The organism is Phenylobacterium sp. (assembly GCF_035475775.1).
GTDB lineage: Bacteria > Pseudomonadota > Alphaproteobacteria > Caulobacterales > Caulobacteraceae > Phenylobacterium.
In genome coordinates this window covers 1-21,663 of record NZ_DATIMC010000013.1, presented here as the reverse complement: position 1 = coordinate 21,663, position 21,663 = coordinate 1, and the positions used below count along the sequence as shown (strand labels likewise).

The following is a 21,663-nucleotide window of genomic DNA, read 5'->3' as shown; positions in this document are numbered from 1 at the left end:
GCCCCGCTGTCGGCCACCGTGGTCGTGACCTGCCAGATCGCCCCGGGCGGGATCACCCGCGACTGCGCCGCCGATCCGGACCCCGGACATCCGGGCGCGGCCGAGGCGGCGCTGGCGAGCCTGCAGGCCCATCCGCTTCGCCTGCCCGGGACGCGGCAAGGCCAGAGCGTCGCCGTGGGTCTGATCCGGGCCAACCTCGGCAAGGCGCACGCCTTCGGCCTCGCGCCCGCCAGGCCCTACGAGCCCGACCGGATCGGCGTCGATCCTTCCGTCGACCTCGCCCGCTACTATCCCGATCGCGCGGTGCGGATGTCGGCGCAGGGCCAGTCGCTGGTCCGCTGCAAGGTCACCGACGACGGCCGGCTGGACGAGTGCTGGGTGCGCGGGGAGGCCCCCGCCGGCTATGGCTTCGGCGTCGCCGAACTGGTGCTGGCCACGCAGGTCATGCGGGCGACCTCGCCCGGACCCGACGCGCCGGCCTACGACTGGCGGACCGTCGACGTGCCGATCGCCTGGAGCCTTCCGTCGAACACGCCCCCGCCGCCGGCATCGCCGTGACGGTGGTGATCGCAGGCACGGTGCGCGTGCCGCCGGAGAACCTGGCCCGCTTCAAGTCGCACATGCTGGCCATGCTGGCCGCCAGCCGCGCCGAGGACGGCTGCCGGGTCTATTCCTACGCCGAGGACGTGGCCGAGCCCGGCCTGATCCGCGTCTTCGAGGCCTGGCGCGACGAGGCCGCGCTGCAGGCGCACATGCGATCCGCCCACATGGCCACGTGGCGGGCGGCCTGGCCGCAGTTCGGCGTCGCCGACCGCCGGCTCACGCTCCACGAGGTGAGCGCCGAGCGCCAGCTCTGAGGGGGCGCGGCCTCAGCGCTGATGCCGATCGAGCGGCGAGACGCCCGGCCCCGCCTGGTGCGCCAGGCCGTGCTTGCGCGGCCGGTCGTCGGACTTGCCCGTCGTCGCGCTCGCGTCGTCCGGCGCGGTCGTCGAGGCGTCGACGTCGGCGCCCGTGGCCGCCGTCGAATGGGTCGAGGGCTGGGCGATCGCCGAGTTCGCGTCGGCCCGGGCCTTGGCCTCGTCGGACGCGTTCGCCGCCCCCTGGCTGTGGGTGCGCGCCTGGGCCGAGGCGGCCGGCGGCAGGGTCGCGGTGTTGGGGGCCGTTCCGTTCGTCGCCGGCGCGCTCGTCGTCTGGGCGGCCGCCGCGGCGGCGAGCGCGCACGCGCCCGCGAAGGCGGCGAGGACTGGGGGCGTGGGTCTCATCAGCGTTTCCTCTTGCCGGTCCGGCTGGCGCCGAACCCAGGTGATCCCCGCCGACTTGCCGGGAACGCTAACTCGCAAAACCCGCAAAAGGAGGCGCCGCGGGCTTCCCCCGCGCCCGGCCTTCACCTAGGAGACCGCCGACACGCAATCCGGGGACGGCCATGACCGACCTGCTTCTCCTGCCCGGCGACGGCATCGGGCCGGAGGTGATCGCCGAGGTGAAGACGCTGGCGGCGCTGCTCACGCCGGACCTGGCGCTGGACGAGCGGCCGTTCGGGGCTGCGGGCTTCCGGGCGGCGGGAAGCTGCCTGACCGACGAGACCCTCGCCGCGGCCAAGGCCGCCCGCGCGGTGCTCATGGGCGCGGTCGACGGCGTCGGCTGGACCGGTCCGCGCGATCAGCGTCCCGAGGCGGCGCTGCTGAAGCTGCGCGCCGAGATGGGCGTGTTCGCCAACCTGCGCCCGGCGCTGTGCTTCGAGCCGCTGGCGGACGCCTCGAGCCTGAAGCGCGAGCTGGTCGAGGGCCTCGACATCGTGATCGTCCGCGAGCTGACCGGCGGGGTCTATTTCGGCCAGCCCCGGTTCATCGAGGACCTGCCCGGCGGCGGCCGCCGCGCCGTCGACACCCAGGTCTACACCACCGCCGAGATCGAGCGCGTCGCGCGCGTCGCCTTCGAGCTCGCCCGCGGGCGGCGGAACAAGGTGACCTCGGCCGAGAAATCCAACGTCATGGAGACCGGCCTGCTCTGGCGGGAGGTGGTGAGCGAGCTGCACAGGCGCGCGTTCGCCGATGTCGCCCTGGAGCACATGCTGGCCGACAACGCCGCCATGCAGCTGGTCAGGAATCCCCGCCAGTTCGACGTGATCCTCACCGACAACCTGTTCGGCGACATCCTCTCCGACGAGGCCGCCCAGCTCACCGGCGGGCTCGGCCTGCTGCCCTCCGCAGCGCTCGGCGAGCCCGGCAAGCCGGGGCTCTACGAGCCGATCCACGGCTCGGCGCCGGACATCGCCGGCCGCGGCATCGCCAATCCGCTGGCCGCGATCCTCTCGTTCGAGATGGCGCTCCGCTGGTCGCTGGGCCGCGCCGAGGCCGCCGACCGGCTGTTCGCCGCCGTCACCGCCGCCCTGGTGGCGGGGGCGCGCACGCCGGACATCGGCGGAAGCCTCTCAACCGCTGACATGGGCGCGGCCGTCGCGGCGCAACTGTAGGTCGTCGTGCGTCGTCCTGACGCACCTCGCACGCGGCGGAAAAAGCCGTGCGCGTCCAATCGGATGGCGCAGACGCGAGGGGCGCGGCCCGCGCGGGGTTACCGCCCTCTTAACCAAGCGGTGCTAGGTAGGGGCTACTTTGAGGCGTGGGCGCGCGTCCTGATTCCCGCTGGGATTCAGGGACCGCCGCAAGGGGGGACGGTCCGGGACAGGAATGGCGCTCGACGCATCCTCACGCGCGAGGTTCAACCTGGAGAAGGCCTCGATCCTGCTCCTGGACGACACGCCCATGGGCATGTCGATCCTGGTGCAGATCGTCACCGGGCTGGGCGCCAAGCAGCTCCACCGCTGCACCTCGATCGAGATGGCCCAGGAAGTCGCCCAGACCCACGAGATCGATCTCGCGGTGGTCGACGCCCTCGCCCCGTCCGGCCAGGGCTACGACTTCGTCCAGTGGCTGCGGCGCGAGACCCAGGAGCCCAACTGCTACGCGCCGGTGCTGATCACCACGGCGCACACGCCCACCGGCGACATCGTCCGCGCCCGCGACGCCGGGGGCCACTTCATCATCAAGAAACCGCTGGCCCCGATCGTGCTCCTCGAGAGGATCATCTGGGTGGCGCGCGCGAGCCGGCCCTTCCTGTTCTCGGGGACCTACGTCGGCCCCGACCGGCGCTTCCGCGACGACGGACCGCCGGACGGCGTCGGGCGACGTCGGGAAGACCTGGCGAAGGCCGAGGCGGAGGCCAAGGCGCAGGCCGAACGCGAGGCGGAACCCCAGGCGGAGGCGCCGCCCGAACGGAGCACCGGTTGATGAGTTCAGTTCGATTTGTCTTCCCCAAGCCGCGGCTGGCCGAGCTTCTCGCCATGCCGGGCGGCCTGCCGGTCGCCGAAGCCGTCGAGCGCGCGCAGGCCAACCTCGAATCCATCAAGCCCACCTGCACGGCCGAGCTCCTGGCCCTGCTGGAGCTCTGCGAGGCCGGCTATGCGACCCTGGGCGACGGCTTCGATGACGCCGCGCTCGAGGGCATCTACGCGATCGCCGTGAAGGGCATCGGCGCCGGCGAGGTCTGCGGCGCGCCGTCTGTGGACGTCGCCCTCACCAGCTTCTGCGACCTGCTCGACCACCTGCGCACCCTGCGGCGCTTCGACCGTGCGGCGGTGGGCGTGCACGTCCAGGCCTGGCGGCTGCTGATGAGCCCGGGGGCGCCCCAGGCCGGCGCCGAGCAGATGCTGGAGGGCCTGCTCAAGGTCCGCGCCCGCTACGCCGCCGAAGCCGCCGCCGCGGCGTCCGACGCCGCCTGAGCCGCGCAGCCTTCATGCAAAACCGCAGAGACGCATAGACGCGGCAAGCTGCGCCTTCCGCGTCCACCTTCTCGCCGCTCGTCCCCGCGGAGGCGGGGACCAGGCCGAGCCTCGACCGCAGAGATCCAGTCGCAGCTTGGACCCCCGCCTTCGCGGGGGTGAGCGGGGAAGGGAGTTCGACGCGCCGCCGCGCCGCCCCGGCCCGCGGGCTAATCCGCGATCGTCAGCTGGGTCTGGGTGACCAGCGCCAGGAGCTTGCCCGCCTCGTTGGTGATCCGCGTCTGCCAGACGCTGGAGCGCCGGCCGACGTGCAGCGGCGTGGCTTCGCCCAGGATCGTCGCCCCCTCCGGCGCGGCGCCCAGGAAGTTGGTCTTGCTCTCCAGGGTCGTGGTGCGCGCGCCGTCCGGCAGGTTGAGGAAGCCGCCGATCGCGCCCAGCGAATCCGCGAACGCCATGTAGGCGCCGCCATGGCAGATGTTCCCGCTCGTGCAGAGCTCGGGACGCACGGTCATGCGGCCCACCACCCGCGTCTTCTCGCGGATCAGGAGCTCGATCCCCAGCAGATCGCCGAACGGCATGCCCGCGCCGCGCGTGTGAACCTCGGACATCTCCACCTCCTGCCGCTCGCGGCGAGAGCAGCCGTTCCTTCACCGTGCGTCAATGACCCGGAAGGTAGCTTGCGCAGGCCCCGGCCAGCCGCCATGTGTCGCCCAAGCGCGCCCGCCGCCTTGCGTCTGGTCCGGCGTCAGAGTAGGGGACGCCTCCCCGAACTTAGGAGATTTGCGATGGGTTACCGGGTGGCCGTCGTCGGCGCCACGGGCAATGTGGGCCGCGAGATGCTGAACATCCTCGAGGAAGTGAACTTCCCCGTGGACAAGATTCACGCGATCGCCTCGCGCAAATCCATCGGCGTGCCGGTCGCCTTCAGGGACAACAACGTCCCTTGCGAGGACGTCGAGCAGTTCGATTTCTCGAAGGTCGACATCGTGCTGATGAGCGTGTCGGGCGCCTTCTCCAAGGAATGGGCGCCGAAGATCGGCGCGCAGGGCCCGATCGTGATCGACAACTCGTCGGCCTGGCGGATGGACCCCGACGTGCCGCTGATCGTCCCGGAGGTGAACCCGGACGACGTCGCCTACGCGCACAAGAAGAACATCATCGCCAATCCCAACTGCTCCACCGTCCAGCTGGTCGTGGCGCTGAAGCCGCTGCACGACCGCGCCAGGATCAGGCGCGCCGTCGTGGCGACCTACCAGTCGGTCTCCGGGACCGGCAAGGCGGCCATGGACGAGCTCTGGGACCAGACCAAGGCGGTGTTCGTCCTCGGGCCCGGCGAGCCCAAGGTCTATCCGAAGCAGATCGCCTTCAACGTCATCCCCTATGCCGGAACCTTCCGCGACGACGGCTACACCGACGAAGAAGCCAAGATGTGGAACGAGACGCACAAGATGCTCGATCCCGACATCAAGCTGACGGTCACCTGCGTGCGGGTGCCGGTGTTCGTCGGCCATTCCGAGGCGGTGCACCTGGAGTTCGAGGCGCCGCTGGACGAGGACGAGGCGCGCGAGATCCTGCGCGAGGCTCCTGGCGTCGTGGTGATCGATAAGCACGAGCCCACCGGCTACATGACGCCGAAGGAAGCCCAGGGCGAGTTCTCCGTCTTCGTCTCGCGCATCCGCAAGGACCCGACGGTGGAGCATGGGCTGGCCCTGTGGGTGGTTTCCGACAACCTGCGCAAGGGCGCGGCGCTCAACGCCGTGCAGATCGCCGAGCTGCTCCACCAGCGCGGCCTGATCCGCCAGAAGGCGCTCGTCTAGGCCGTGGCTGGTCCTTCGGCGCCCGGCGAGTCCCGCCTGGCGCTGGGGGCGGGCGGCCTCTGCTATGTGATCTGGGGCTTCGTGCCGCTGGTCTTCCAGGCCATCGGGCGCATGGGCGTGAGCCCCTGGGAGCTGATCAGCCACCGCATCCTCTGGAGCCTGCCGACCGCGGGCCTGCTGGTGTTGCTGGCCGGCCAGGGCGCGCAGCTGCGCCGGGCGTTCCGCACGCCCAGGACCCTGGCGTGGCTGGTGCTGTCCTCGCTGCTGATCGCGGTCAACTGGACGATCTACATCTGGGCGGTGAACACCGGCCGGGTGCTGGAGGCGAGCCTCGGCTATTACATCACGCCGCTGATCAACATGGCCGCCGGCGCGGTGGTGTTCCGCGAGCGGATGGACCGGCTGGGCCTGGCGGCGATGGCGCTGGCGGCGGCCGGCGTGGCGGTCCAGGCGCTGGCGCTCGGACGCCTGCCGCTCGTCTCCGTCGCGCTCGCCCTCAGCTTCGGCGGCTACGGGGTGGTGCGCAAGCGCGTCGCCGCCGAGGCCCAGACCGGCTTCCTGATCGAGTGCCTGGTCGTCGGGATCCCGGCCGCCGCCTACCTCGGCTGGCTGAGCCGGCTCGGCGGCGGCCACTTCGGCGCAGGCCTCGGCGTCTCGGCCTGGCTCGTGGCGTGCGGCCCGATCACCGCCGTGCCCCTGGTGCTGTTCGCCTGGGCGGCGCGGCGCATCCCGCTCTCGGCCATGGGCTTCCTGCAGTTCGTCTCGCCCTCGATCAGCTTCGTCATCGGCCTGGCGGAGGGCGAGGCCTTCACGCCCCTGCGGGCGGCCTCCTTCGCCTGCATCTGGGCCGGCGCGGCGGTGTTCCTCTGGGGCGCCTGGACGCGCGCGAGGTCCGTGCGCCTGGCCATCGCCGAAGTCGCCCCGGCCGAATGAGCGAGGCTGGCGCGCGGGCGCGCGGCGGGCGATGATCCGGCGATGAGCCCGGACGCGCCGCGGCTTCGGCTGCGGGGCCTGCGGAGCCCGCTCGCCGGGCCCTTCGATCTCGACCTCGCGGCGGGCGAATGCCTGGCGGTGGGCGGGCCCTCCGGCTCCGGCAAGAGCCTGTTCCTGCGGATGATCGCCGACCTCGATCCGAACGGCGGCGAGGTGGCGCTCGATGGGATGCCCCGCCCCGCCATGGCCGCGCCCGACTGGCGGCGCAGGGTCGCCTACGTCGCGGCCGAATCCGGGTGGTGGCGCGACACGGTGGCCGAGCATTTCGCGCCCGCGACCCACGCCCCGGCCCGCGCGCTCGCCGAGCGTCTCGGCCTGCCGGACGAGCTCTTCGACGGCCCCGTCCAGCGGCTCTCCACCGGCGAGCGCCAGCGGCTGGCCATCGTCCGCGCCCTGGTCCTGAACCCGCCCGTGCTGCTGCTCGACGAGCCCACCGGCCCGCTCGACCCCGCCTCGATCGGCGAGATGGAGGCGGTGCTGACGGCGCGCCTCGCCGACGGCGTGGCGATGATCGTTGTCAGCCACGACCCGGCCCAGGCCCAGCGGCTCGGCGCGCGCCGCCGCGAGATGCGCGAGCGCCGGCTGGAGGCGGCCGCGTGAACGCGATCTCGCTCAGCCCGGCGGACCTCGCCATCGCCGGCTCGCTGGTCGCCTTCGATGCGCTGCTCTCGGTCCTGCTCCGCCTCGGCCTGCACCGGCAGGTGCTGTGGGCGGCCGGCCGCATGGTCGTGCAGCTGGTGGCGGTCGGCTACCTCTTGCGTTTCGTCTTCGCCCTGCATCATCCGGCGGCGACGCTCGCCATCGTGCTCGTGATGAGCGCCATCGCGGCCCGCGAGATCGCCGCGCGCCCGGAGCGCAAGCTGAAGGGCTGGGCCGGCCTGGCGCTCAGCGCCGGCGGCGTGGCGATCGCCACCGTCGTCACCGTCGGGCTGGCGCTGCTCACCGCCATCCGGCCGCACCCGTGGTACGACGCGCGCTACGCGGTGACCCTGGTCGGCATCGTCCTGGGCTCGGTGCTGAACGCCGGCAGCCTCTCGCTCGACAGCCTGCTGGGCGGGGTGGCGCGCGAGCGCAGCGCGATCGAGGCGCAGCTGGCGCTGGGCGCCAGCTTCCACCAGGCCACCGCGCGGCTGCTGCGCGAGGCGATCCGGCGCGGCCTGCTGCCGATCATCAACCAGATGTCCGCCGCCGGCGTGATCACCCTGCCCGGCATCATGACCGGCCAGATCCTCGCCGGGCTCGATCCGTTGGAAGCAGTGAAGTACCAGATTCTATTGATGTTCCTGCTGGCCGGGGCGAGCGGGCTCTCGGCGCTGATGATGGCCTACGGGGCGCTTCGGCGGCTGACCGACGAGCGCCAGCGCCTGCGCCTCGACCGGCTGCGGGAATAAACCCGCCGCGTCTGGCGTCTTGCCGTCGAACAACGACGGAGCGCGACCATGGCCGAAGCCCATCGCAGACGTTTTCTGGAGTGCCTCGCCTGGGCCGGCACGGGCCTGGTCTGGACAGTGAGCGGCGGCCTGCCCGCCGCCGCCCTGCTGGGCGCCGCCGAGAGCCTCGCCGCGCCGCGCAGGCCGGCCGTTCAGCCGTTCACCTTCGTCCAGGTGTCCGACAGCCATATCGGCTTCAACAAGGACCCCAACCCCGACGCGCGGGCGACCTTGCGCGAGGCGGTGGCGAAGATCGCCGCGCTCCCGCAGAAGCCGGCCTTCATCCTGCATACCGGCGACGTGTCGCAGCTCTCGAAGGCCTCGGAGTTCGACGACGCCGACCAGATCCTGAAGGAAGCCGGCCTGCCGGTGTTCCATGTGCCCGGCGAGCACGACATGCTCGACGAAGGCCAGGGCCAGGCCTTCCTCGAGCGCTACGGCCAAGGCACGCTCGGCGACGGCTGGCGCTCGTTCGACCGCAATGGCGTCCACTTCGTGGGCCTGGTGAACGTCAAGGACCTGCAGGCGGGCGGCATGGGCCACCTGGGCGAGCCCCAGCTCGCCTGGCTCGCGAAGGATCTGGCCCCGCTCTCCGCCTCGACGCCGGTGGTCGTCTACACCCACATCCCGCTGTGGACCATCTACCGCGAGTGGGGGTGGGGCACCGACGACGCCGCCCGGGCGCTGGGGCTCCTGAAGCGCTTCGGCTCGGTGACGGTGCTCAACGGGCACATCCACCAGATCATCCAGAAAACCGAGGGGAACATCACCTTCCAGACTGCGCGCTCGACCGCCTTCCCGCAGCCCGCGCCCGGCCAGGGTCCCGCGCCCGGACCGCTCAAGGTTCCGGCCGGGCGGCTGCGCGAGGCGCTGGGCGTGCGGACCCTCAGCGTCGCCCCCGGCGCGCATCCGCTGTCGCTCGCCGACGCCGCCCTCGCCTGACCCGCCTCGCAGTTCGAAGGAAATCTCCCGTGCTCCAGACGCTCCTCAGGCGGGCCGCCCCGGCTCTCCTCGCGGCCGTCGCGCTGATCAGCCTGGCCGCCGCCGCGCCCGCGCCGCAGGGGGCCCAGGTGACCATCGGCAACTTCACCTTCGGCCCGGCCGTCCTCACCGTGGCCCCCGGGACGACGGTGACCTGGCTGAACGGCGACGACATTCCCCACACCATCGTCGCCGACGACAAGCGGGCGTTCCGCTCGAAGGTGCTGGATTCCGGCGACCGCTTCGCCTTCACCTTCGCCCAGCCGGGGACCTATGCCTATTTCTGCTCGATCCATCCGCACATGACCGGCAAGATCGTGGTCAAGGCCCGCTGAGGGCCGGGGGCGAGGCCGTGGCGCGGATCCTTCCGTTCAGCACCGTCCGGGCGAGGCCGCCCGAGGCGCCCGCCGGCCGCGCCGCGCCTCCCCCGGCGGCCGGTCGGCGGGACGGCCCCGACGCGCCGCTCGCCAAGGCCGACGCCGAGCGGTTCCGGGGCCTGGTCCTGCCGCACCTGGACGCCGCCTACGGATTCGCCCGCTATCTGACCCGCGACGCGACCCTGGCCGAGGACATCGTCCAGGACGCTTTCCTGAAGGCCTATCGCGCGTTCGCGGGCTTTCGCGGCGGCGATCCGCGCGCCTGGCTGTTCGCCATCGTGCGGTCCTCGTTCCTGAGCTCGCTCCGCAACCGGCCGGCCTGGACCAGCGACGAGGCGGCCCCGGACGCGGCCTCCGACGAGGCGAGCCCCGAGGCCGCGCTGATCCGCCAGGGCGAGGCGCAAAGCGTGCGCGGCGCGATCGCGGCGCTGCCGGAGCCGTTCCGCGAGGCGCTGGTCCTGCGCGAGTTCGAGGACCTTTCCTACCGCCAGATCGCCGAGGTGAGCGGCGCGCCGCTCGGCACGGTCATGTCGCGCCTGGCCCGCGCCCGCCAGATGCTGGCCGTCGCCCTGCGCGAGGAGTCCCGGAGATGAGCGGCTGCCCCGACCAGGCCGAACTGCTGCAGGCCTATTTCGACGGCGAGCTGGACGCCGCCAACGCCCAGGCGTTCGAGGCGCACCTGGCCGCCTGCCCCGGCTGCTCGGCGGCCCTCGACGACCTGCGCATGCTGCGGGAACGCCTCGCCGATCCCGCCCTTCGCGAGCCCGCGCCGGAGAGCCTGCGGCGGCGCATCGAGGCGACGCTCGCGGCGGAAGCGCCGGCCGCCCGGCCGCGCGGCCACAGCGCCGGCGTCCTGCCCTGGGGTCTTTCGGCGGGGTTCGGCGCCCTCGCCGCAGCGCTGGCGGCGGTCGCCGTGCTGCCGTCGACCGGCGCCTTGGAGACGCAGCTCGTTGCCGACCACGTGCGCTCCACCCTGGGGACCCGCCTGGTCGACGTCGAGACCTCGGATCGCCACACGGTGAAGCCCTGGTTCAACGGCAAGGTGGACTTCGCCCCGCCGGTGGTCGACCTGGCCGAGGCCGGGTTCCCGCTGGAGGGCGGCCGGCTGGACTACCTCGACGGCCGCCGCGTCGCAGCCCTCGTCTATCGGCGCAACAGGCACGTCATCAACCTCTTCGTCTGGCCGCAGACCGGGCCGCCGCGGCTGCCCGCGCTGGGCCGTTCGCACGAGGGCTACGCGATCGTCCACTGGACCCAGGGCGGGCTGCAGTTCTGGGCCGTGTCGGATGTCGACCGCGGCGAGCTGCAGGCGTTCGCCCGCCTGTTCGCGCAGCGCACGGGGAGCTGATGCGAGCTCGGCCGTAGCCCAGAAGCCGACACAGGTCGGCCCCTTGGGCGACGTAAAGCTCCGAAACCCTGGGCGTCGTCGGGGAAAACGACAGACCAGGGAGACCCCCATGCGTTTCATCCCCGCAATCGGCGCCGCCGCGCTTGCGCTCTCGATACCGGGCCTTGCGCTCGCCCAGGCCGGCCGCTCGAGCGCCGGAACCGCGGTGACCCCGCCGCCCTCCGCAACCACCCCGCCCCCGAGCGCCACGACTCCGCCGGCCGCCGCCGAAACCCCGTCGACGGGCGCCGCCTCGGGCGCGCCGGCGACGGGAATGGTCACCGCCGGCCTGACGGTCAAGGACAAGACCGGCGCCAATATCGGTCAGGTCACCGACGTGAAGACCGACGCCAGCGGCAAGCAGGTGGCGACGATCAAGATGGGGGCGGACAGCTTCGCCGTCGACACTTCGGCGCTCGCCGTCGACAACGGCGCGGCGACGATCAACGCCACCCAGTCCGAGATCAAGTCGATGATGAAGAAGAAGTAGCGCCGGCCATCCAACGTCGTCTGAGATGGGCGCCCCGGGCCGCACGGGCCGGGGCGCCTGGCGTTCAGAGCCCGCCATAGGCCGCTTCGATCAATCGCCGCGGCCGCGCGTCGTCCAGCAGCTCCGCGGACTGCCGATTCATCACATAGGCGCCGCCCAGTTTCCGCTCGGGGTCGGCGAAGGCGCAGGAGCCGCCCCAGCCCGAGTGGCCGAAGGTCTGGTTCCCGGGCCCCCAGGCGTGGACAGTCTCGTTGCGCATGAACCCGGCGCCCCAGCTCATCTCGAAGGGCAGCACGAGATCCGGGCCGCGGATGCGCTCCCGCGCGGCCTCGCCGATCACCGCGGGCGAGAGGATGTCGGCGCCGTCCAGCCAGCCGTCGGCGGCCAGCGCGCCCATCAGCCGGGCCAGGGCCTCGGCGGTCGCGTGGCCGCTCGCCGAGGGGATGTCCGCCCGCCGCAACGCCTCCGGCCCCCGCCCGCCGGGCTGGGCCCAGGGCGTCAGGAACGCCGCGACGGTCGCGGGATTGCGATGGCCGAAGTCCGGCAACGCGCCTGGCCGCTGCACCTCCGCCACCCGGCCGAACTCCGAATCCGGCAGCCCGAACCACAGGTCGAGGCCGAACGGCTGGGCCAGATCCTCCCTGAGCGCCTGGCCCATGCGGCGGCCGTCCACCCGTCGAAAGAGCTCGCCGGCCAGGTAGCCGAAGGTCAGCGGGTGGTAGCCGCTGGCGGTCCCGGGCGGCCAGAGCGGCGCCATGGCGGCGAGCCTGGCGCAGATCAGGTCCCAGTCGAACCAGTCGGCGGGATCCATCCGGCCGGGGAACCCGGACAGGCCCGCCTGATGGCTCATCGCCTGCTCGACGGTGATCGCCGCCTTGCCGGCCTGGGCGAACTCCGGCCAGACCGCGGCGACGGTCTGCTCGTAGCTGAGCTTGCCCTGGTCCACGAGCTGGGCCACGAGCGTCGCGGCGATCGCCTTGCCTGTCGAGAAGATCGGGCAGAGCGTGCGGGCGTCCCATGGCCGGGTGCGGGCCCGGTCGGCATGGCCGGCCCAGATGTCGACCACCACCTCGCCGGCCTCGACCACGGTGAAGCGGGCGCCGAGCTCCTCGCCGGCCGCGAAATTCGCCGCGAAGGCGTCCTTCACCGCAGCGAAGCGCGGCTTGGCGGTTCCTGATATCTCCACCATCAAGCCGTCGCTCTCTCCTCGAACCCCAGCGAGCCGTCGTCGTGCGTCGGGCCGCGGCGGACGGATCGGACCACGGCGCCTGCGGGGCCCTGCGCGCACGCTTCGGCCAGCGCCTCGAGCGCCTCGGGCTCGCCGATCGCCAGCACCTCCACGGAGCCGTCGCGGCGGTTGCGCACCCAGCCGGCGAGTCCCAGGCCCCGCGCCTGGCTGAGCGTCCACCAGCGGAAGCCCACGCCCTGCACGCGGCCTTCGATCACCAGCCGTTCGGCCGCGCGGCCCATCTCACAGGCGCTCCACGCGAACCGCCGCCCGCGGCGCGGCGAGCCGCGCGGCGATCGCCACCAGCGGCAGGTCCGCCACGCCGAGCGCCTGCGCCGCCTCGACCGCCTCGGCGGCGGCCCGCGCGGCGCGCTCGGCGGCCGCCGAGGGGAGAAGCCCTTCCGCCAGCCCCGCTCCGAAGCTGGCGGCCACCAGATCGCCGGTGCCGCTGGGAGCCTGCTCGGCTTCGCGATGCGAGATGAGCGTCGCTCCGCCGCCGGCCTCGCAAAGCAGCAGGCCGATCTCGCCGGCGCGGCCCGGGACGGAGGTGACCAGCGCCGGCTTCCCGAGGGCGCGGGCGGCGGCCGCCGCGCCCTTGGCGTCACGCACCTCGCGCCCGGCCAGGCGGCCGAGCTCCCAGAGGTTCGGCGTGATCCAGTCGGCGAGCGGGACGAGGCGGCCGGCGATGGCCTCCGCCACCTCGGCCTTCACATACAGCCCCTTCGGCGCATCGCCCATGATCGGATCGACGATCACCACCGGGGGCCGCACCGAACCGGCGCGGATCCGCTCCACGAATCCCGCGGCGATCTCCACCTGCTCCGGCAGCGAGAAATGGCCGGTGATCACCAGGTCGAGGAGCCCGAAGACGGCGTCGGCCTCGATGTCGCCGAGCATGCGCCGGAACGCCTCGGGGGCGGTGGGCTCGCCGCGCGCGCCCTTGGCCGGACTGCGGCCGAAGATGGCCGTCGGGACCAGCACGGGGTCGATCCGGTGCGCGGCGAGCACATACTGCTGCGCCGCCCCGCCGATGCGGCTCGCCGCCACGAACGAGGAGAGGATGAGCGCCGAGGGCGAGCGCGTGTCGGGCATCGGGATCGTCAGTGCTGCAAATGCAGCCGCAGCCCCATGACGTTCACCGGGCCGCGGTCCCTGTTGTAGGCGGGATGCGCCACGAACTGATCGTCGAGACTGAGGTGGAGGTCCTTGCCCAGACCCAGGCTGTAGTAGGCTTCCAGGATCTCCTCGGAGCCGGGATGCGGCAAGCGTCCGTCGCCCACCAGAATGCCGAGGCCGCCGGCGTCGAGGTACCGCTGGCCGGCTCGCGAGAGCTGGTTGACGACCGCGGCGGCGCCGATCTCGTCGCCCTTGCGGCCCCAGCGCTTGCCCTCCACCTGGATGCCGAGCTCAGCGGTCCGGTCGATGTCGGTGTACTCGTAGGCCTCGTGCTGGCCATCGGCCCAGCCGAGCCGCCCGAACACGCCCAAGCCATCGGCCACCTCCTGCTCGAAGCCCAGGCTGGCCCCCGGCCGGCTGGCGTAGCGGCGCACCAGACTGGCGTCGGCCGGCCCGCCGGTCCGGCGGCCGAGCGCGACGGCGGCGTCGTAGCGGGCCATCCGCCCGCGCGAGAGAAAGCCGGTCAGCCGGATCGCGCCGGGGCGCCCGCCAAGGCTCATCCGGCGCTCGGCTTCGCCGACCAGCTGGAATTGGCGGAAGTCCGGGGTGAGGATCGGCGAGTTCGGGACCGTCGACAGATCGAATGCGCCGGCCCGCCAGGTCCAGTCGCCCGCGTACCATTCGGCGGAAGCGCCATAGGTGTAACCCCAGGCGTCGGCGGCGTAGTCGAAGCTGCCGGCAGCGATCAGCGACCAGTCCAGGAAGTCGCTCCGCGGGTCGTGGGCGTACGTGTTCGCGTCGAAGACGTCGGTGACGTTGAGTTTGCCCGCAGTGAGGACGAGCCGGTCCTTGGTCCGCGGCGCGGCGAGCTGGTTCAGGTCGGCCGCCTGATCGTCGGGGCCGCCGCCGAGATCGATCGTCTGGCGGAAGAACAGCCTGGCGATCCGGCCGTAAGGGTGGGCGTGGCCCACCTTGGCGCCGTCGCCGTTGACGTAGCCCGCCACGCCCAGCGTGTTGGAAGGCGCATAGCCCTGGTAGCCCTCCCAGTTCAGCCAGGCCTCGCCGCCCGACCAGGGCCGGACGCCGGCGTAGATGGTGGCGTCCACCGTGTTCCCCCAGGTCGCCTCGGGCCGTAGGCTGTTCGGACCCTGGAACGGGCTGTGGAAGGCCGGATAGTACTGCAGGATGTCGGTGGCCTGGGCATGGAGCGCCCAACGCTCCGCAGTCACCGGCCTGGCGCCGGCCTCATCGGCGCTCGGCTGTTGCTGGGCGAGCGCCGCGCCTCCGAGCAGCGCGAAGGCCAGCGCGAGCGCGACGGCCTTCTGATCCCGTTTGCTCACGCGCCCTCCGCAGCTCGTCACGGCCGCGCCTGAATACGCCGATCCGCGCGACGGGTTGCAATCAATAGCGGTAATGGTCCGGCTTGAACGGGCCGTGGGGCGGCACGCCGATATAGTCGGCCTGATCCTTGGAGAGGGTGGTGAGCTTCGCCCCGAGTTTTTCGAGGTGCAGCATGGCGACCTTCACGTCGAGGTGCTTGGGCAGGGTGTAGACGCGGGTCTGGTACTTGGCCCCGTTCTGCCACAGCTCGATCTGGGCGAGGGTCTGGTTGGTGAACGAGGCGCTCATCACGAAGCTGGGGTGGCCGGTGGCGTTGCCGAGGTTCACCAGCCGGCCTTCCGACAGCACGATGATCTTCTTGCCGTCCGGGAATTCGACGTGGTGCACCTGGTCCTTGATCTTGTCCCACTTGTAGTTCTTCAGGCCCGCGATCTGGATCTCGGAATCGAAGTGGCCGATGTTGGCGACGATGGCGTTGTTCTTCATCCGCCGCATGTGCTCGACGGTGATGACGTCCTTGTTGCCGGTGCAGGTGACGAAGATGTCGGCGGTGGCGCAGGCCTCGTCGAGGGTGTTGACCTCGTAGCCCTCCATCGCCGCCTGCAAGGCGCAGATCGGGTCGATCTCGGTGACGATCACCCGCGCCCCGCCGTTGCGGAGCGAGGCCGCCGAGCCCTTGCCCACGTCGCCGTAGCCGCAGATCACCGCCACCTTGCCGGCCAGCATGACGTCGGTGGCGCGGCGGATGCCGTCCACCAGGCTCTCGCGGCAGCCGTAGAGATTGTCGAACTTCGACTTGGTGACGCTGTCGTTGACGTTGATCGCCGGGAACGGCAGCTCGCCGCGCTCGGCCATCTGGTAGAGGCGGTGCACGCCGGTGGTGGTCTCCTCCGAGACGCCTTTGATGGCCTTGCGGATGGCCGAGTAGAAGCCGGGTTTCTCCTGCAGGTAGCGCTTGATCACCGTGAAGAGCGCCTCCTCCTCCTCGTTCGCCGGCGTCGCCAGGATCGCGGGGTCCTTCTCGGCCTTGGGGCCGAGCACGGTCAGCAGGGTGGCGTCGCCGCCGTCGTCGAGGATCAGGTTCGGATGGCCGGCGTCGCCCCACTCGAAGATCTTGTGGGCGTACTCCCAGTACTCGACCAGGCTCTCGCCCTTGATCGCGAACACCGGCGTCCCCTGGCGGGCGATGGCGGCGGCGGCATGGTCCTGGGTGGAGAAGATGTTGCACGAGGCCCAACGGACCTCGGCGCCCAGGTGCTGCAGGGTCTCGATCAGCACCGCGGTCTGGATGGTCATGTGCAGGGAGCCGGCGATCCGGGCGCCCTTCAGCGGCTGGTCCTTGCCGAACTCGGCGCGCAGCGCCATCAGGCCCGGCATCTCGGTCTCGGCGATCTCGATCTCCTTGCGGCCCCAGTCGGCGAGCGCGAGGTCCTTCACCACGTAATCCGTCATCGGGGTTCCTTGCAGGGAGGCGTTGCGGAGCCTGCGTCTATAGCCGCGCCCCGGCGCCCTCGCAACCGAGGTATAAGGATTTCCTTATGTGATCTTGCGGGGCGCAGGGAAGAGCGGGGAAGACGGCAGGCTCAGGGATTCGCAGGTCCGGTCGATCTGGGTTGCGCATTTGCTGCGTGCTCTGCGGTTTCGATCGAGCGCGGGGGCGCCCCGCAGCGGGGATCAGCGCCAGAACCGGTCCGCCTCTCGCAGGCGGCGCAGCGCCTTGTCGGCGCGAGCGATGAGCTTGGGCTTGCCCGCGACCCGCAAGCCGGCGAGCTCGCCCGCGGCGAACGCCGCCTCCGGCGTCAGGCCAAGGCCCAAGGTCAGGGCCTCGGCGGCGGCGATGTCGTTGAGCTCGCCGAGCCGGTCCTGCAGCGCCTTCACGCGCCCGACGAAGCGGTCCGCCGCCTTCGCCGGATAGAGCGCGGCGAAGCCCTCGGCGGCGTAGCGCAGCTTCTTGGCCTGCATTCGGACGGCATGCCTCGCCGCGTCATCGCCGCTCGCGATGCGGCGGCCGCGCCCGATGAGCGTCCTGCGCCGCCGCTCCAGCACATGGGCGGCATAGGCGCGGGCAGGCTCGGCGGCGGCGGCGCGTCCGAGCCACGCGCCCGTCTCGATCCAGTCCGCGGCGTCGATCATCAGCCGGCGGAATCGGTCTGAGGCCGCGGTCTCGGCCGCCTCCTTCCGGGCCGCCTCGCGGGCGGCGGACACCGCCGCCTTGAGACCCCCCAGGCCCGCGGGCGCAGGCCCCGTCTCCGCGGCCGGCGCCAGCCCCTCCAGGGCGAAGACGTCGAGGTTGCGGGCCCGGTCGAACGCCTTGGCCAGCCAGCGCAGCTCGGCCTTCAGCGGAGCGTAGGCGTCGCCCTCGACCACCGGGCGGAAGGTGGAGAGCGCGCTGCGCAGCCGCCGCGCGGCGACGCGCAGCTGATGCACCGCGTCCGGCCCGGGCGCGTCGCGCAGCACCGCGGCGTGGGCGGCGATCTGGGCCAGCGCATGGCGCGCGTTCGCCTGGAAGGCCTCGGCGGTGGTCGCATGGACCGAGAGGCGCACCTTGGGCTTGCGGCGGGCGGCCGCCTGGCCGGCCACCAGGGCCTGGCCGCGGGCCGACTTGGTGTCGAACGAGAGATAGAGCGGCGCGGCCCTGGCGAGCTCGCGGGCGAAGGCGAACAGCGCTTCGGGCCGGCCGGACTTCAGCTCCAGCTCCACCTCGCTGATCGGGCTGGCCAGGCGTCCTCCGGAAACCTCGCCCTGGTCGCAGGCCAGTTCGATCTCGGAGTCCTGGAAGCGGATCAGCCGCTGGCGGCGGGTGACCCGGACGTTGAAGGCGGGCTCCAGCGCCGCCGCATCGGCTTCGGAGAGCAGCTCGCGGAGCGGCGCCAGTTCGCCGGGCGGCTCCCTGCCCTCCAGCGAGGCCTCGTACTCCTCGCGCGTCAGGCCGTCGCCGCGCTTCATGGTGAGCACGCGCCCGGCCTTCGACTGGCGCACGCGCAGGCTGACGCCGGCCTTCTGCAGCCGAAGGTCGGGGGTGTCGAAATAGACGCTGATCAGCTCGCGGGACTCCTCGTCGCCCTCCGGCGCGGCGGCCAGCACCGCGTTGAGGTCGCGCGGCGCGCAGAGGAACTTGAGTTCGATCTCGCGGGACCCGCTCACCGCCGGCTCCATTCTTCACGGCCAGGATGATTTAGGGACTCGCCGGTCACAAAGCTCGCGAAAGTTTGGGCTGCGGCGCGATGCTTGCCTCCGCGCCCCGGCCGAGCTCTAAGGGCGGCGTCCCTCCGAGCCAGGATGCGCCCATGAACGCCCCTCTCCGCGCCGCCGCCCAGGACCCGGCGCTCCCCCGCCACGACTGGACGCTCGAGGCGGTCGAGGCGCTGTTCGAGACGCCGTTCACCGAGCTGGTGTTCCGCGCCGCCGAGGTGCATCGCCGCTGGTTCGACCCGACCGAGCTGCAGATCTCGCAGCTGCTGAGCGTGAAGACCGGCGGCTGCCCGGAGAACTGCGGCTATTGCGCCCAGAGCCAGCATTTCAAGACCGGCGTGGCGGCCTCGAAGCTGATGGACCCGGCCGCGGTGATCGCCAAGGCGCGCGAGGCGAAGGCCGGTGGCGCGCAGCGGTTCTGCATGGGCGCGGCCTGGCGCGACGTGAAGGACCGCGACCTGCCGAAGCTGGCCGCCATGATCTCGGGGGTGAAGGCGCTCGGGCTCGAGACCTGCGCCACGCTCGGCATGCTGACGCCGCCCCAGGCCGCCGCCCTGAAGGCCGCGGGCCTCGACTTCTACAACCACAACCTCGACACCGGGCCGGACTACTACGACAAGGTGGTCACCACGCGAACCTACCAGGAGCGGCTCGACACGCTGGCGGCGGTGCGCGAGGCCGGCATCTGCGTCTGCTGCGGCGGCATCGTCGGCATGGGCGAGACGCGACGCGACCGCGCGGCCCTGCTGCACCAGCTCGCCACCCTGCCCGCCCATCCGGAGAGCCTGCCGATCAACGACCTGATGCCGATCCCCGGCACGCCGCTCGGCGGCTCGGAGCCGGTGGACCCGCTGGAGTTCGTGCGCATGATCGCGGTCGCGCGCCTGGTCTGCCCGAAGTCGGTGGTGCGCATCGCCGCCGGGCGCGAGCACATGACCAAGGAGCTGCAGGCGCTGTGCTTCCTGGCCGGCGCCAACTCGATCTTCGTCGGCGGGCGGCTGCTGACCACCCGGAACCCCGAGCCCACCGCCGACGAGGCCCTGCTCGCCGACCTGAAGATGCGGCCGATGGTCTGAATTCCTCCCCGCAGGGGGAGGTGGTCCGGAGGACCGGAGGGGTTTCCGCCGCCGAATCGCAGCCGCGCCATCTGAGCGGAAGCCCCCTCGCCGCCTTCGGCGGAGCTCCCCCCCGAGGGGAGCAATAGAGTGTCTGTGGCGGCGCCGCCGGATCGTTCCTATGTCGCGCCGAGGGGAGCCGCCGTGCAGCCGATCATCTCCATCGAGGGCCTGTCGAAGACCTACGCCGGCGGCTTCCAGGCGCTGAAGGAGGTGAGCCTGCAGATCATGCAGGGCGAGATCTTCGCGCTCTTGGGCCCGAACGGCGCGGGCAAGACCACCCTGATCGGCATCGTCTGCGGCCTGGTGAATCCGACCCGCGGCAAGGTCATGGCCGATGGCCACGACGTGGTCCGCGACTTCCGCGCCGCCCGCGCCAAGATCGGGCTCGTGCCGCAGGAGCTCTCCACCGACGCCTTCGAGAAGGTGTGGGACACGGTCAAGTTCTCGCGCGGGCTGTTCGGCAAGCCGCCCGACCCGGGCCACCTCGAGAAGGTGCTGAAGGACCTCTCGCTGTGGGACAAGAAGGACGAGAAGATCATGGCGCTCTCCGGCGGCATGAAGCGCCGGGTGATGATCGCCAAGGCGCTGTCCCATGAGCCGAAGATCCTGTTCCTCGACGAGCCCACCGCCGGCGTCGACGTCGAGCTTCGTCGCGACATGTGGGAGATGGTCCGAAGGCTCCGCGAGAACGGCGTGACCATCATCCTGACCACCCACTACATCGAGGAGGCCGAGGAGATGGCCGACCGCGTGGGCGTGATCTCCAGGGGCGAGCTGATCCTGGTGGAGCAGAAGACGGCGCTGATGCGCAAGCTCGGCAAGAAGCAGCTCACCCTGCACCTGCAGGAGCCGCTCGCCGCCGTGCCGCCGGGCCTGGAGGCCTACCGGCTGGAGCTCGCGGCGGAAGGCGCGGAGCTGGTCTACACCTTCGACGCCCAGGCCGAGACGACCGGCATCGCCGAGCTCCTCAGGGCGCTCTCGGCCCGGGGGATCGACTTCAAGGACCTGCAGACGGCCGAGAGCTCGCTCGAGGAGATCTTCGTCAGCCTGGTCAGGGGACGCCGATGAACCTCTACGCCGTGCGCGCCATCTACCTGTTCGAGATGCATCGCTGGGCGCGCACGGTGGTGCAGAGCCTCGCCACCCCGGTGATCACCACCTCGCTCTATTTCATCGTCTTCGGCTCGGCGATCGGCCGGCGCATGCCGCTGGTGGACGGCGTCTCCTACGGCGCCTTCATCGTGCCGGGGCTGATCATGCTGTCGATCCTCACCGAGAGCATCTCGAACGGCAGCTTCGGCATCTACATGCCGCGCTTCGCCGGCACGGTGTACGAGGTGCTCTCCGCCCCGATCTCGGCCTTCGAGATCGTCCTGGGCTACGTGGGCGCGGCGGCCAGCAAGTCGGTCGTGCTGGGCCTCATCATCCTGGCCACCGCACGGCTCTTCGTGCCGTTCTCGATCGGCCACCCCTTGGCCATGGCGGCCTTCCTGGTGCTGACCTCGGTGACCTTTTCGCTGTTCGGCTTCCTCACCGGCGTCTGGGCCGACGGCTGGGAGAAGCTGTCGATCATCCCGATGATGGTGGTGACCCCGCTCACCTTCCTGGGCGGCAGCTTCTATTCCATCGCCATGCTGCCCGGCGCCTGGCGACAGGTCGCCCTGTTCAACCCCGTGGTCTACCTGGTGAGCGGCTTCCGCTGGAGCTTCTACGGCGTCTCCGATGTCGGCGTGGGCCTGAGCCTCGTCATGACCCTGGCGTTCCTGATCGCCTGCCTGCTGGCGGTGAGCTGGATCTTCCGCACCGGCTGGCGGCTGAAGACTTAGCCCGGTTCCTTCCCCGCAGGGGGAGGTGGCCCGGAGGGCCGGAGGGGGCTTCCGCTCAAAACGTGCAACCTCCCCCTGCAGCGTTGCGGAACAATAAGAGCACATCTAAGCTGTTCTCATGCAAGTCGCGCACGAAACCCGTGATTTCGCCAAGCACCTCCGTCGCCGCTTGAGCCTCCCAGAAGGCTTGCTCTGGCGCGAGCTGAAAGCGGGCAAGCTCGCCGGATTGAAGTTCCGCAAGCAGCACCCTATCGGGCCTTACGTGCTGGACTTCTACTGTCACGAGGCGCGGCTCTGCGTTGAGATTGACGGCGTCGGCCACATCGCAAGCTGGCGCAAGGACGAGCGGCGGGACGATTGGCTGGCCGGCAAGGGGGTTCGGACACTGCGGCTGTCGGCGGCGCTCGTCCTGAAGGAGATGAACGGCGCTTTGCGGGCGATCGCCGACGCGGCAGGGCGGGACCCCGGCTTCTGAGCGGAAGCCCCCTCCGGCGCTTCGCGCCACCTCCCCCGAAAAGGGGAGGAACTGGGGCCGGACTACTCCTCCTCGTCGAAGCGGCTTTCGACCAGCGCCGCCAGCGCCGCCACC

25 protein-coding genes and 1 pseudogene are annotated in these 21,663 nt (G+C 71.7%); 18 read left to right on the top strand and 8 right to left on the bottom strand.

The window, feature by feature from the left end; genetic code table 11:
* Window positions 1–558: pseudogene (locus VLI41_RS01975) on the top strand (hypothetical protein); the annotation flags it as partial.
* A complete protein-coding gene (locus VLI41_RS01970; protein ID WP_325266376.1) occupies window positions 555–857 on the top strand; it encodes a putative quinol monooxygenase in 303 nt (100 codons plus the stop codon). The pseudogene VLI41_RS01975 and the gene VLI41_RS01970, both read left to right, overlap by 4 nt.
* A 12-nt stretch (window positions 858–869) precedes the next feature.
* Here VLI41_RS01970 and VLI41_RS01965 read toward each other — a convergent pair whose 3' ends face one another.
* A complete protein-coding gene (locus VLI41_RS01965) occupies window positions 870–1,262 on the bottom strand; it encodes a hypothetical protein (protein ID WP_325266375.1) in 393 nt (130 codons plus the stop codon).
* 161 nt (window positions 1,263–1,423) lie between these two features.
* Between VLI41_RS01965 and leuB the strand changes: the two genes are divergently transcribed.
* The 3 genes from leuB (at window position 1,424) to VLI41_RS01950 (ending at window position 3,778) form a co-directional block, all read left to right on the top strand.
* A complete protein-coding gene (gene leuB / locus VLI41_RS01960) occupies window positions 1,424–2,473 on the top strand; it encodes a 3-isopropylmalate dehydrogenase (RefSeq protein WP_325266374.1) in 1,050 nt (349 codons plus the stop codon).
* 214 nt (window positions 2,474–2,687) lie between these two features.
* On the top strand, window positions 2,688–3,287 hold the full coding sequence (locus VLI41_RS01955) for a response regulator (RefSeq protein WP_325266373.1): 600 nt from the start codon (window positions 2,688–2,690) through the stop codon (window positions 3,285–3,287).
* Window positions 3,287–3,778, top strand: a complete 492-nt coding sequence (locus tag VLI41_RS01950; RefSeq protein WP_325266372.1) for a hypothetical protein — start codon at window positions 3,287–3,289, stop codon at window positions 3,776–3,778. The genes VLI41_RS01955 and VLI41_RS01950 overlap by 1 nt, the downstream gene beginning before the upstream one ends.
* Window positions 3,779–3,987: 209 nt before the next feature.
* On the opposite strand, the gene VLI41_RS01945 is transcribed toward VLI41_RS01950, so the two are convergent.
* Window positions 3,988–4,386 carry a PaaI family thioesterase gene (locus VLI41_RS01945; protein WP_325266371.1) on the bottom strand — a complete coding sequence of 133 codons (399 nt, stop codon included), beginning with the start codon at window positions 4,384–4,386 and terminating at the stop codon, window positions 3,988–3,990.
* Window positions 4,387–4,563: 177 nt separating this feature from the next.
* On the opposite strand from VLI41_RS01945, the gene VLI41_RS01940 reads away from it, so the two are divergent.
* The 9 genes from VLI41_RS01940 (at window position 4,564) to VLI41_RS01900 (ending at window position 11,253) form a co-directional block, all read left to right on the top strand.
* Entirely contained in the window at window positions 4,564–5,595 is a 1,032-nt protein-coding gene (locus VLI41_RS01940; RefSeq protein WP_325266370.1) for an aspartate-semialdehyde dehydrogenase, read from the top strand.
* A gap of 3 nt (window positions 5,596–5,598) precedes the next feature.
* Window positions 5,599–6,528, top strand: coding sequence for an EamA family transporter RarD (gene rarD / locus VLI41_RS01935; protein ID WP_325266369.1), 930 nt, complete (start codon window positions 5,599–5,601; stop codon window positions 6,526–6,528).
* Window positions 6,529–6,570: 42 nt separating this feature from the next.
* Window positions 6,571–7,188, top strand: a complete 618-nt coding sequence (locus VLI41_RS01930; RefSeq protein WP_325266368.1) for an ABC transporter ATP-binding protein — start codon at window positions 6,571–6,573, stop codon at window positions 7,186–7,188.
* Window positions 7,185–7,979, top strand: coding sequence for an ABC transporter permease (locus tag VLI41_RS01925; RefSeq protein WP_325266367.1), 795 nt, complete (start codon window positions 7,185–7,187; stop codon window positions 7,977–7,979). The genes VLI41_RS01930 and VLI41_RS01925 overlap by 4 nt, the downstream gene beginning before the upstream one ends.
* A gap of 48 nt (window positions 7,980–8,027) precedes the next feature.
* Window positions 8,028–8,960: a metallophosphoesterase family protein gene (locus VLI41_RS01920; RefSeq protein WP_325266366.1), complete on the top strand. Its 933-nt coding sequence runs from the start codon at window positions 8,028–8,030 to the stop codon at window positions 8,958–8,960.
* Between the two features lie 29 nt (window positions 8,961–8,989).
* Window positions 8,990–9,334 (top strand): cupredoxin family copper-binding protein, encoded by a 345-nt coding sequence (locus VLI41_RS01915; protein WP_325266365.1) that lies wholly within the window; start codon window positions 8,990–8,992, stop codon window positions 9,332–9,334.
* 17 nt (window positions 9,335–9,351) lie between these two features.
* Entirely contained in the window at window positions 9,352–9,969 is a 618-nt protein-coding gene (locus VLI41_RS01910; RefSeq protein ID WP_325266364.1) for a sigma-70 family RNA polymerase sigma factor, read from the top strand.
* On the top strand, window positions 9,966–10,724 hold the full coding sequence (locus tag VLI41_RS01905) for an anti-sigma factor (protein WP_325266363.1): 759 nt from the start codon (window positions 9,966–9,968) through the stop codon (window positions 10,722–10,724). The genes VLI41_RS01910 and VLI41_RS01905 overlap by 4 nt, the downstream gene beginning before the upstream one ends.
* Before the next feature lie 109 nt (window positions 10,725–10,833).
* On the top strand, window positions 10,834–11,253 hold the full coding sequence (locus tag VLI41_RS01900) for a hypothetical protein (RefSeq protein WP_325266362.1): 420 nt from the start codon (window positions 10,834–10,836) through the stop codon (window positions 11,251–11,253).
* Between the two features lie 64 nt (window positions 11,254–11,317).
* Here VLI41_RS01900 and VLI41_RS01895 read toward each other — a convergent pair whose 3' ends face one another.
* From VLI41_RS01895 to VLI41_RS01870, 6 genes are all read right to left on the bottom strand, one after another.
* A complete protein-coding gene (locus tag VLI41_RS01895; RefSeq protein WP_325266361.1) occupies window positions 11,318–12,442 on the bottom strand; it encodes a serine hydrolase domain-containing protein in 1,125 nt (374 codons plus the stop codon).
* Window positions 12,442–12,723, bottom strand: coding sequence for an acylphosphatase (locus VLI41_RS01890; RefSeq protein ID WP_325266360.1), 282 nt, complete (start codon window positions 12,721–12,723; stop codon window positions 12,442–12,444). Before VLI41_RS01890 ends, VLI41_RS01895 begins: the two co-directional genes overlap by 1 nt.
* A gap of 1 nt (window position 12,724) precedes the next feature.
* On the bottom strand, window positions 12,725–13,573 hold the full coding sequence (locus tag VLI41_RS01885; protein WP_325266359.1) for a PfkB family carbohydrate kinase: 849 nt from the start codon (window positions 13,571–13,573) through the stop codon (window positions 12,725–12,727).
* 8 nt (window positions 13,574–13,581) lie between these two features.
* Window positions 13,582–14,937, bottom strand: a complete 1,356-nt coding sequence (locus tag VLI41_RS01880) for a carbohydrate porin (protein WP_325266358.1) — start codon at window positions 14,935–14,937, stop codon at window positions 13,582–13,584.
* Window positions 14,938–14,998: 61 nt separating this feature from the next.
* Window positions 14,999–16,390, bottom strand: coding sequence for an adenosylhomocysteinase (ahcY, locus tag VLI41_RS01875; RefSeq protein WP_325266357.1), 1,392 nt, complete (start codon window positions 16,388–16,390; stop codon window positions 14,999–15,001).
* Window positions 16,391–16,612: 222 nt separating this feature from the next.
* Window positions 16,613–18,082: a CHAD domain-containing protein gene (locus tag VLI41_RS01870; RefSeq protein WP_325266356.1), complete on the bottom strand. Its 1,470-nt coding sequence runs from the start codon at window positions 18,080–18,082 to the stop codon at window positions 16,613–16,615.
* Between the two features lie 143 nt (window positions 18,083–18,225).
* Here VLI41_RS01870 and bioB point away from each other — a divergent pair, with 143 nt between their 5' ends.
* From bioB to VLI41_RS01850, 4 genes are all read left to right on the top strand, one after another.
* Window positions 18,226–19,206 carry a biotin synthase BioB gene (gene bioB, locus VLI41_RS01865; RefSeq protein WP_325266355.1) on the top strand — a complete coding sequence of 327 codons (981 nt, stop codon included), beginning with the start codon at window positions 18,226–18,228 and terminating at the stop codon, window positions 19,204–19,206.
* A gap of 135 nt (window positions 19,207–19,341) precedes the next feature.
* Window positions 19,342–20,316: an ABC transporter ATP-binding protein gene (locus VLI41_RS01860; protein WP_414692515.1), complete on the top strand. Its 975-nt coding sequence runs from the start codon at window positions 19,342–19,344 to the stop codon at window positions 20,314–20,316.
* Entirely contained in the window at window positions 20,313–21,074 is a 762-nt protein-coding gene (locus VLI41_RS01855) for an ABC transporter permease (RefSeq protein WP_325266353.1), read from the top strand. Before VLI41_RS01860 ends, VLI41_RS01855 begins: the two co-directional genes overlap by 4 nt.
* A 118-nt stretch (window positions 21,075–21,192) precedes the next feature.
* Window positions 21,193–21,549, top strand: a complete 357-nt coding sequence (locus tag VLI41_RS01850) for an endonuclease domain-containing protein (RefSeq protein WP_325266352.1) — start codon at window positions 21,193–21,195, stop codon at window positions 21,547–21,549.
* Window positions 21,550–21,663: the final 114 nt, after the last annotated feature.

Excerpts from the sequence above, each read along its gene's own strand:
- VLI41_RS01930 (WP_325266368.1), top strand. The coding sequence starts at position 6,571 with ATGAGCCCGGACGCGCCGCGGCTTCGGCTGCGGGGCCTGCGGAGCCCG.
- leuB (WP_325266374.1), top strand. The coding sequence starts at position 1,424 with ATGACCGACCTGCTTCTCCTGCCCGGCGACGGCATCGGGCCGGAGGTG.
- VLI41_RS01890 (WP_325266360.1), bottom strand. The coding sequence starts at position 12,723 with ATGGGCCGCGCGGCCGAACGGCTGGTGATCGAAGGCCGCGTGCAGGGC.
- VLI41_RS01895 (WP_325266361.1), bottom strand. The coding sequence starts at position 12,442 with ATGGTGGAGATATCAGGAACCGCCAAGCCGCGCTTCGCTGCGGTGAAG.
- VLI41_RS01965 (WP_325266375.1), bottom strand. The coding sequence starts at position 1,262 with ATGAGACCCACGCCCCCAGTCCTCGCCGCCTTCGCGGGCGCGTGCGCG.
- bioB (WP_325266355.1), top strand. The coding sequence starts at position 18,226 with ATGAACGCCCCTCTCCGCGCCGCCGCCCAGGACCCGGCGCTCCCCCGC.
- VLI41_RS01905 (WP_325266363.1), top strand. The coding sequence starts at position 9,966 with ATGAGCGGCTGCCCCGACCAGGCCGAACTGCTGCAGGCCTATTTCGAC.
- VLI41_RS01855 (WP_325266353.1), top strand. The coding sequence starts at position 20,313 with ATGAACCTCTACGCCGTGCGCGCCATCTACCTGTTCGAGATGCATCGC.
- VLI41_RS01955 (WP_325266373.1), top strand. The coding sequence starts at position 2,688 with ATGGCGCTCGACGCATCCTCACGCGCGAGGTTCAACCTGGAGAAGGCC.
- VLI41_RS01850 (WP_325266352.1), top strand. The coding sequence starts at position 21,193 with ATGCAAGTCGCGCACGAAACCCGTGATTTCGCCAAGCACCTCCGTCGC.
- VLI41_RS01945 (WP_325266371.1), bottom strand. The coding sequence starts at position 4,386 with ATGTCCGAGGTTCACACGCGCGGCGCGGGCATGCCGTTCGGCGATCTG.
- VLI41_RS01885 (WP_325266359.1), bottom strand. The coding sequence starts at position 13,573 with ATGCCCGACACGCGCTCGCCCTCGGCGCTCATCCTCTCCTCGTTCGTG.
- VLI41_RS01940 (WP_325266370.1), top strand. The coding sequence starts at position 4,564 with ATGGGTTACCGGGTGGCCGTCGTCGGCGCCACGGGCAATGTGGGCCGC.
- VLI41_RS01920 (WP_325266366.1), top strand. The coding sequence starts at position 8,028 with ATGGCCGAAGCCCATCGCAGACGTTTTCTGGAGTGCCTCGCCTGGGCC.
- VLI41_RS01950 (WP_325266372.1), top strand. The coding sequence starts at position 3,287 with ATGAGTTCAGTTCGATTTGTCTTCCCCAAGCCGCGGCTGGCCGAGCTT.
- VLI41_RS01900 (WP_325266362.1), top strand. The coding sequence starts at position 10,834 with ATGCGTTTCATCCCCGCAATCGGCGCCGCCGCGCTTGCGCTCTCGATA.
- ahcY (WP_325266357.1), bottom strand. The coding sequence starts at position 16,390 with ATGACGGATTACGTGGTGAAGGACCTCGCGCTCGCCGACTGGGGCCGC.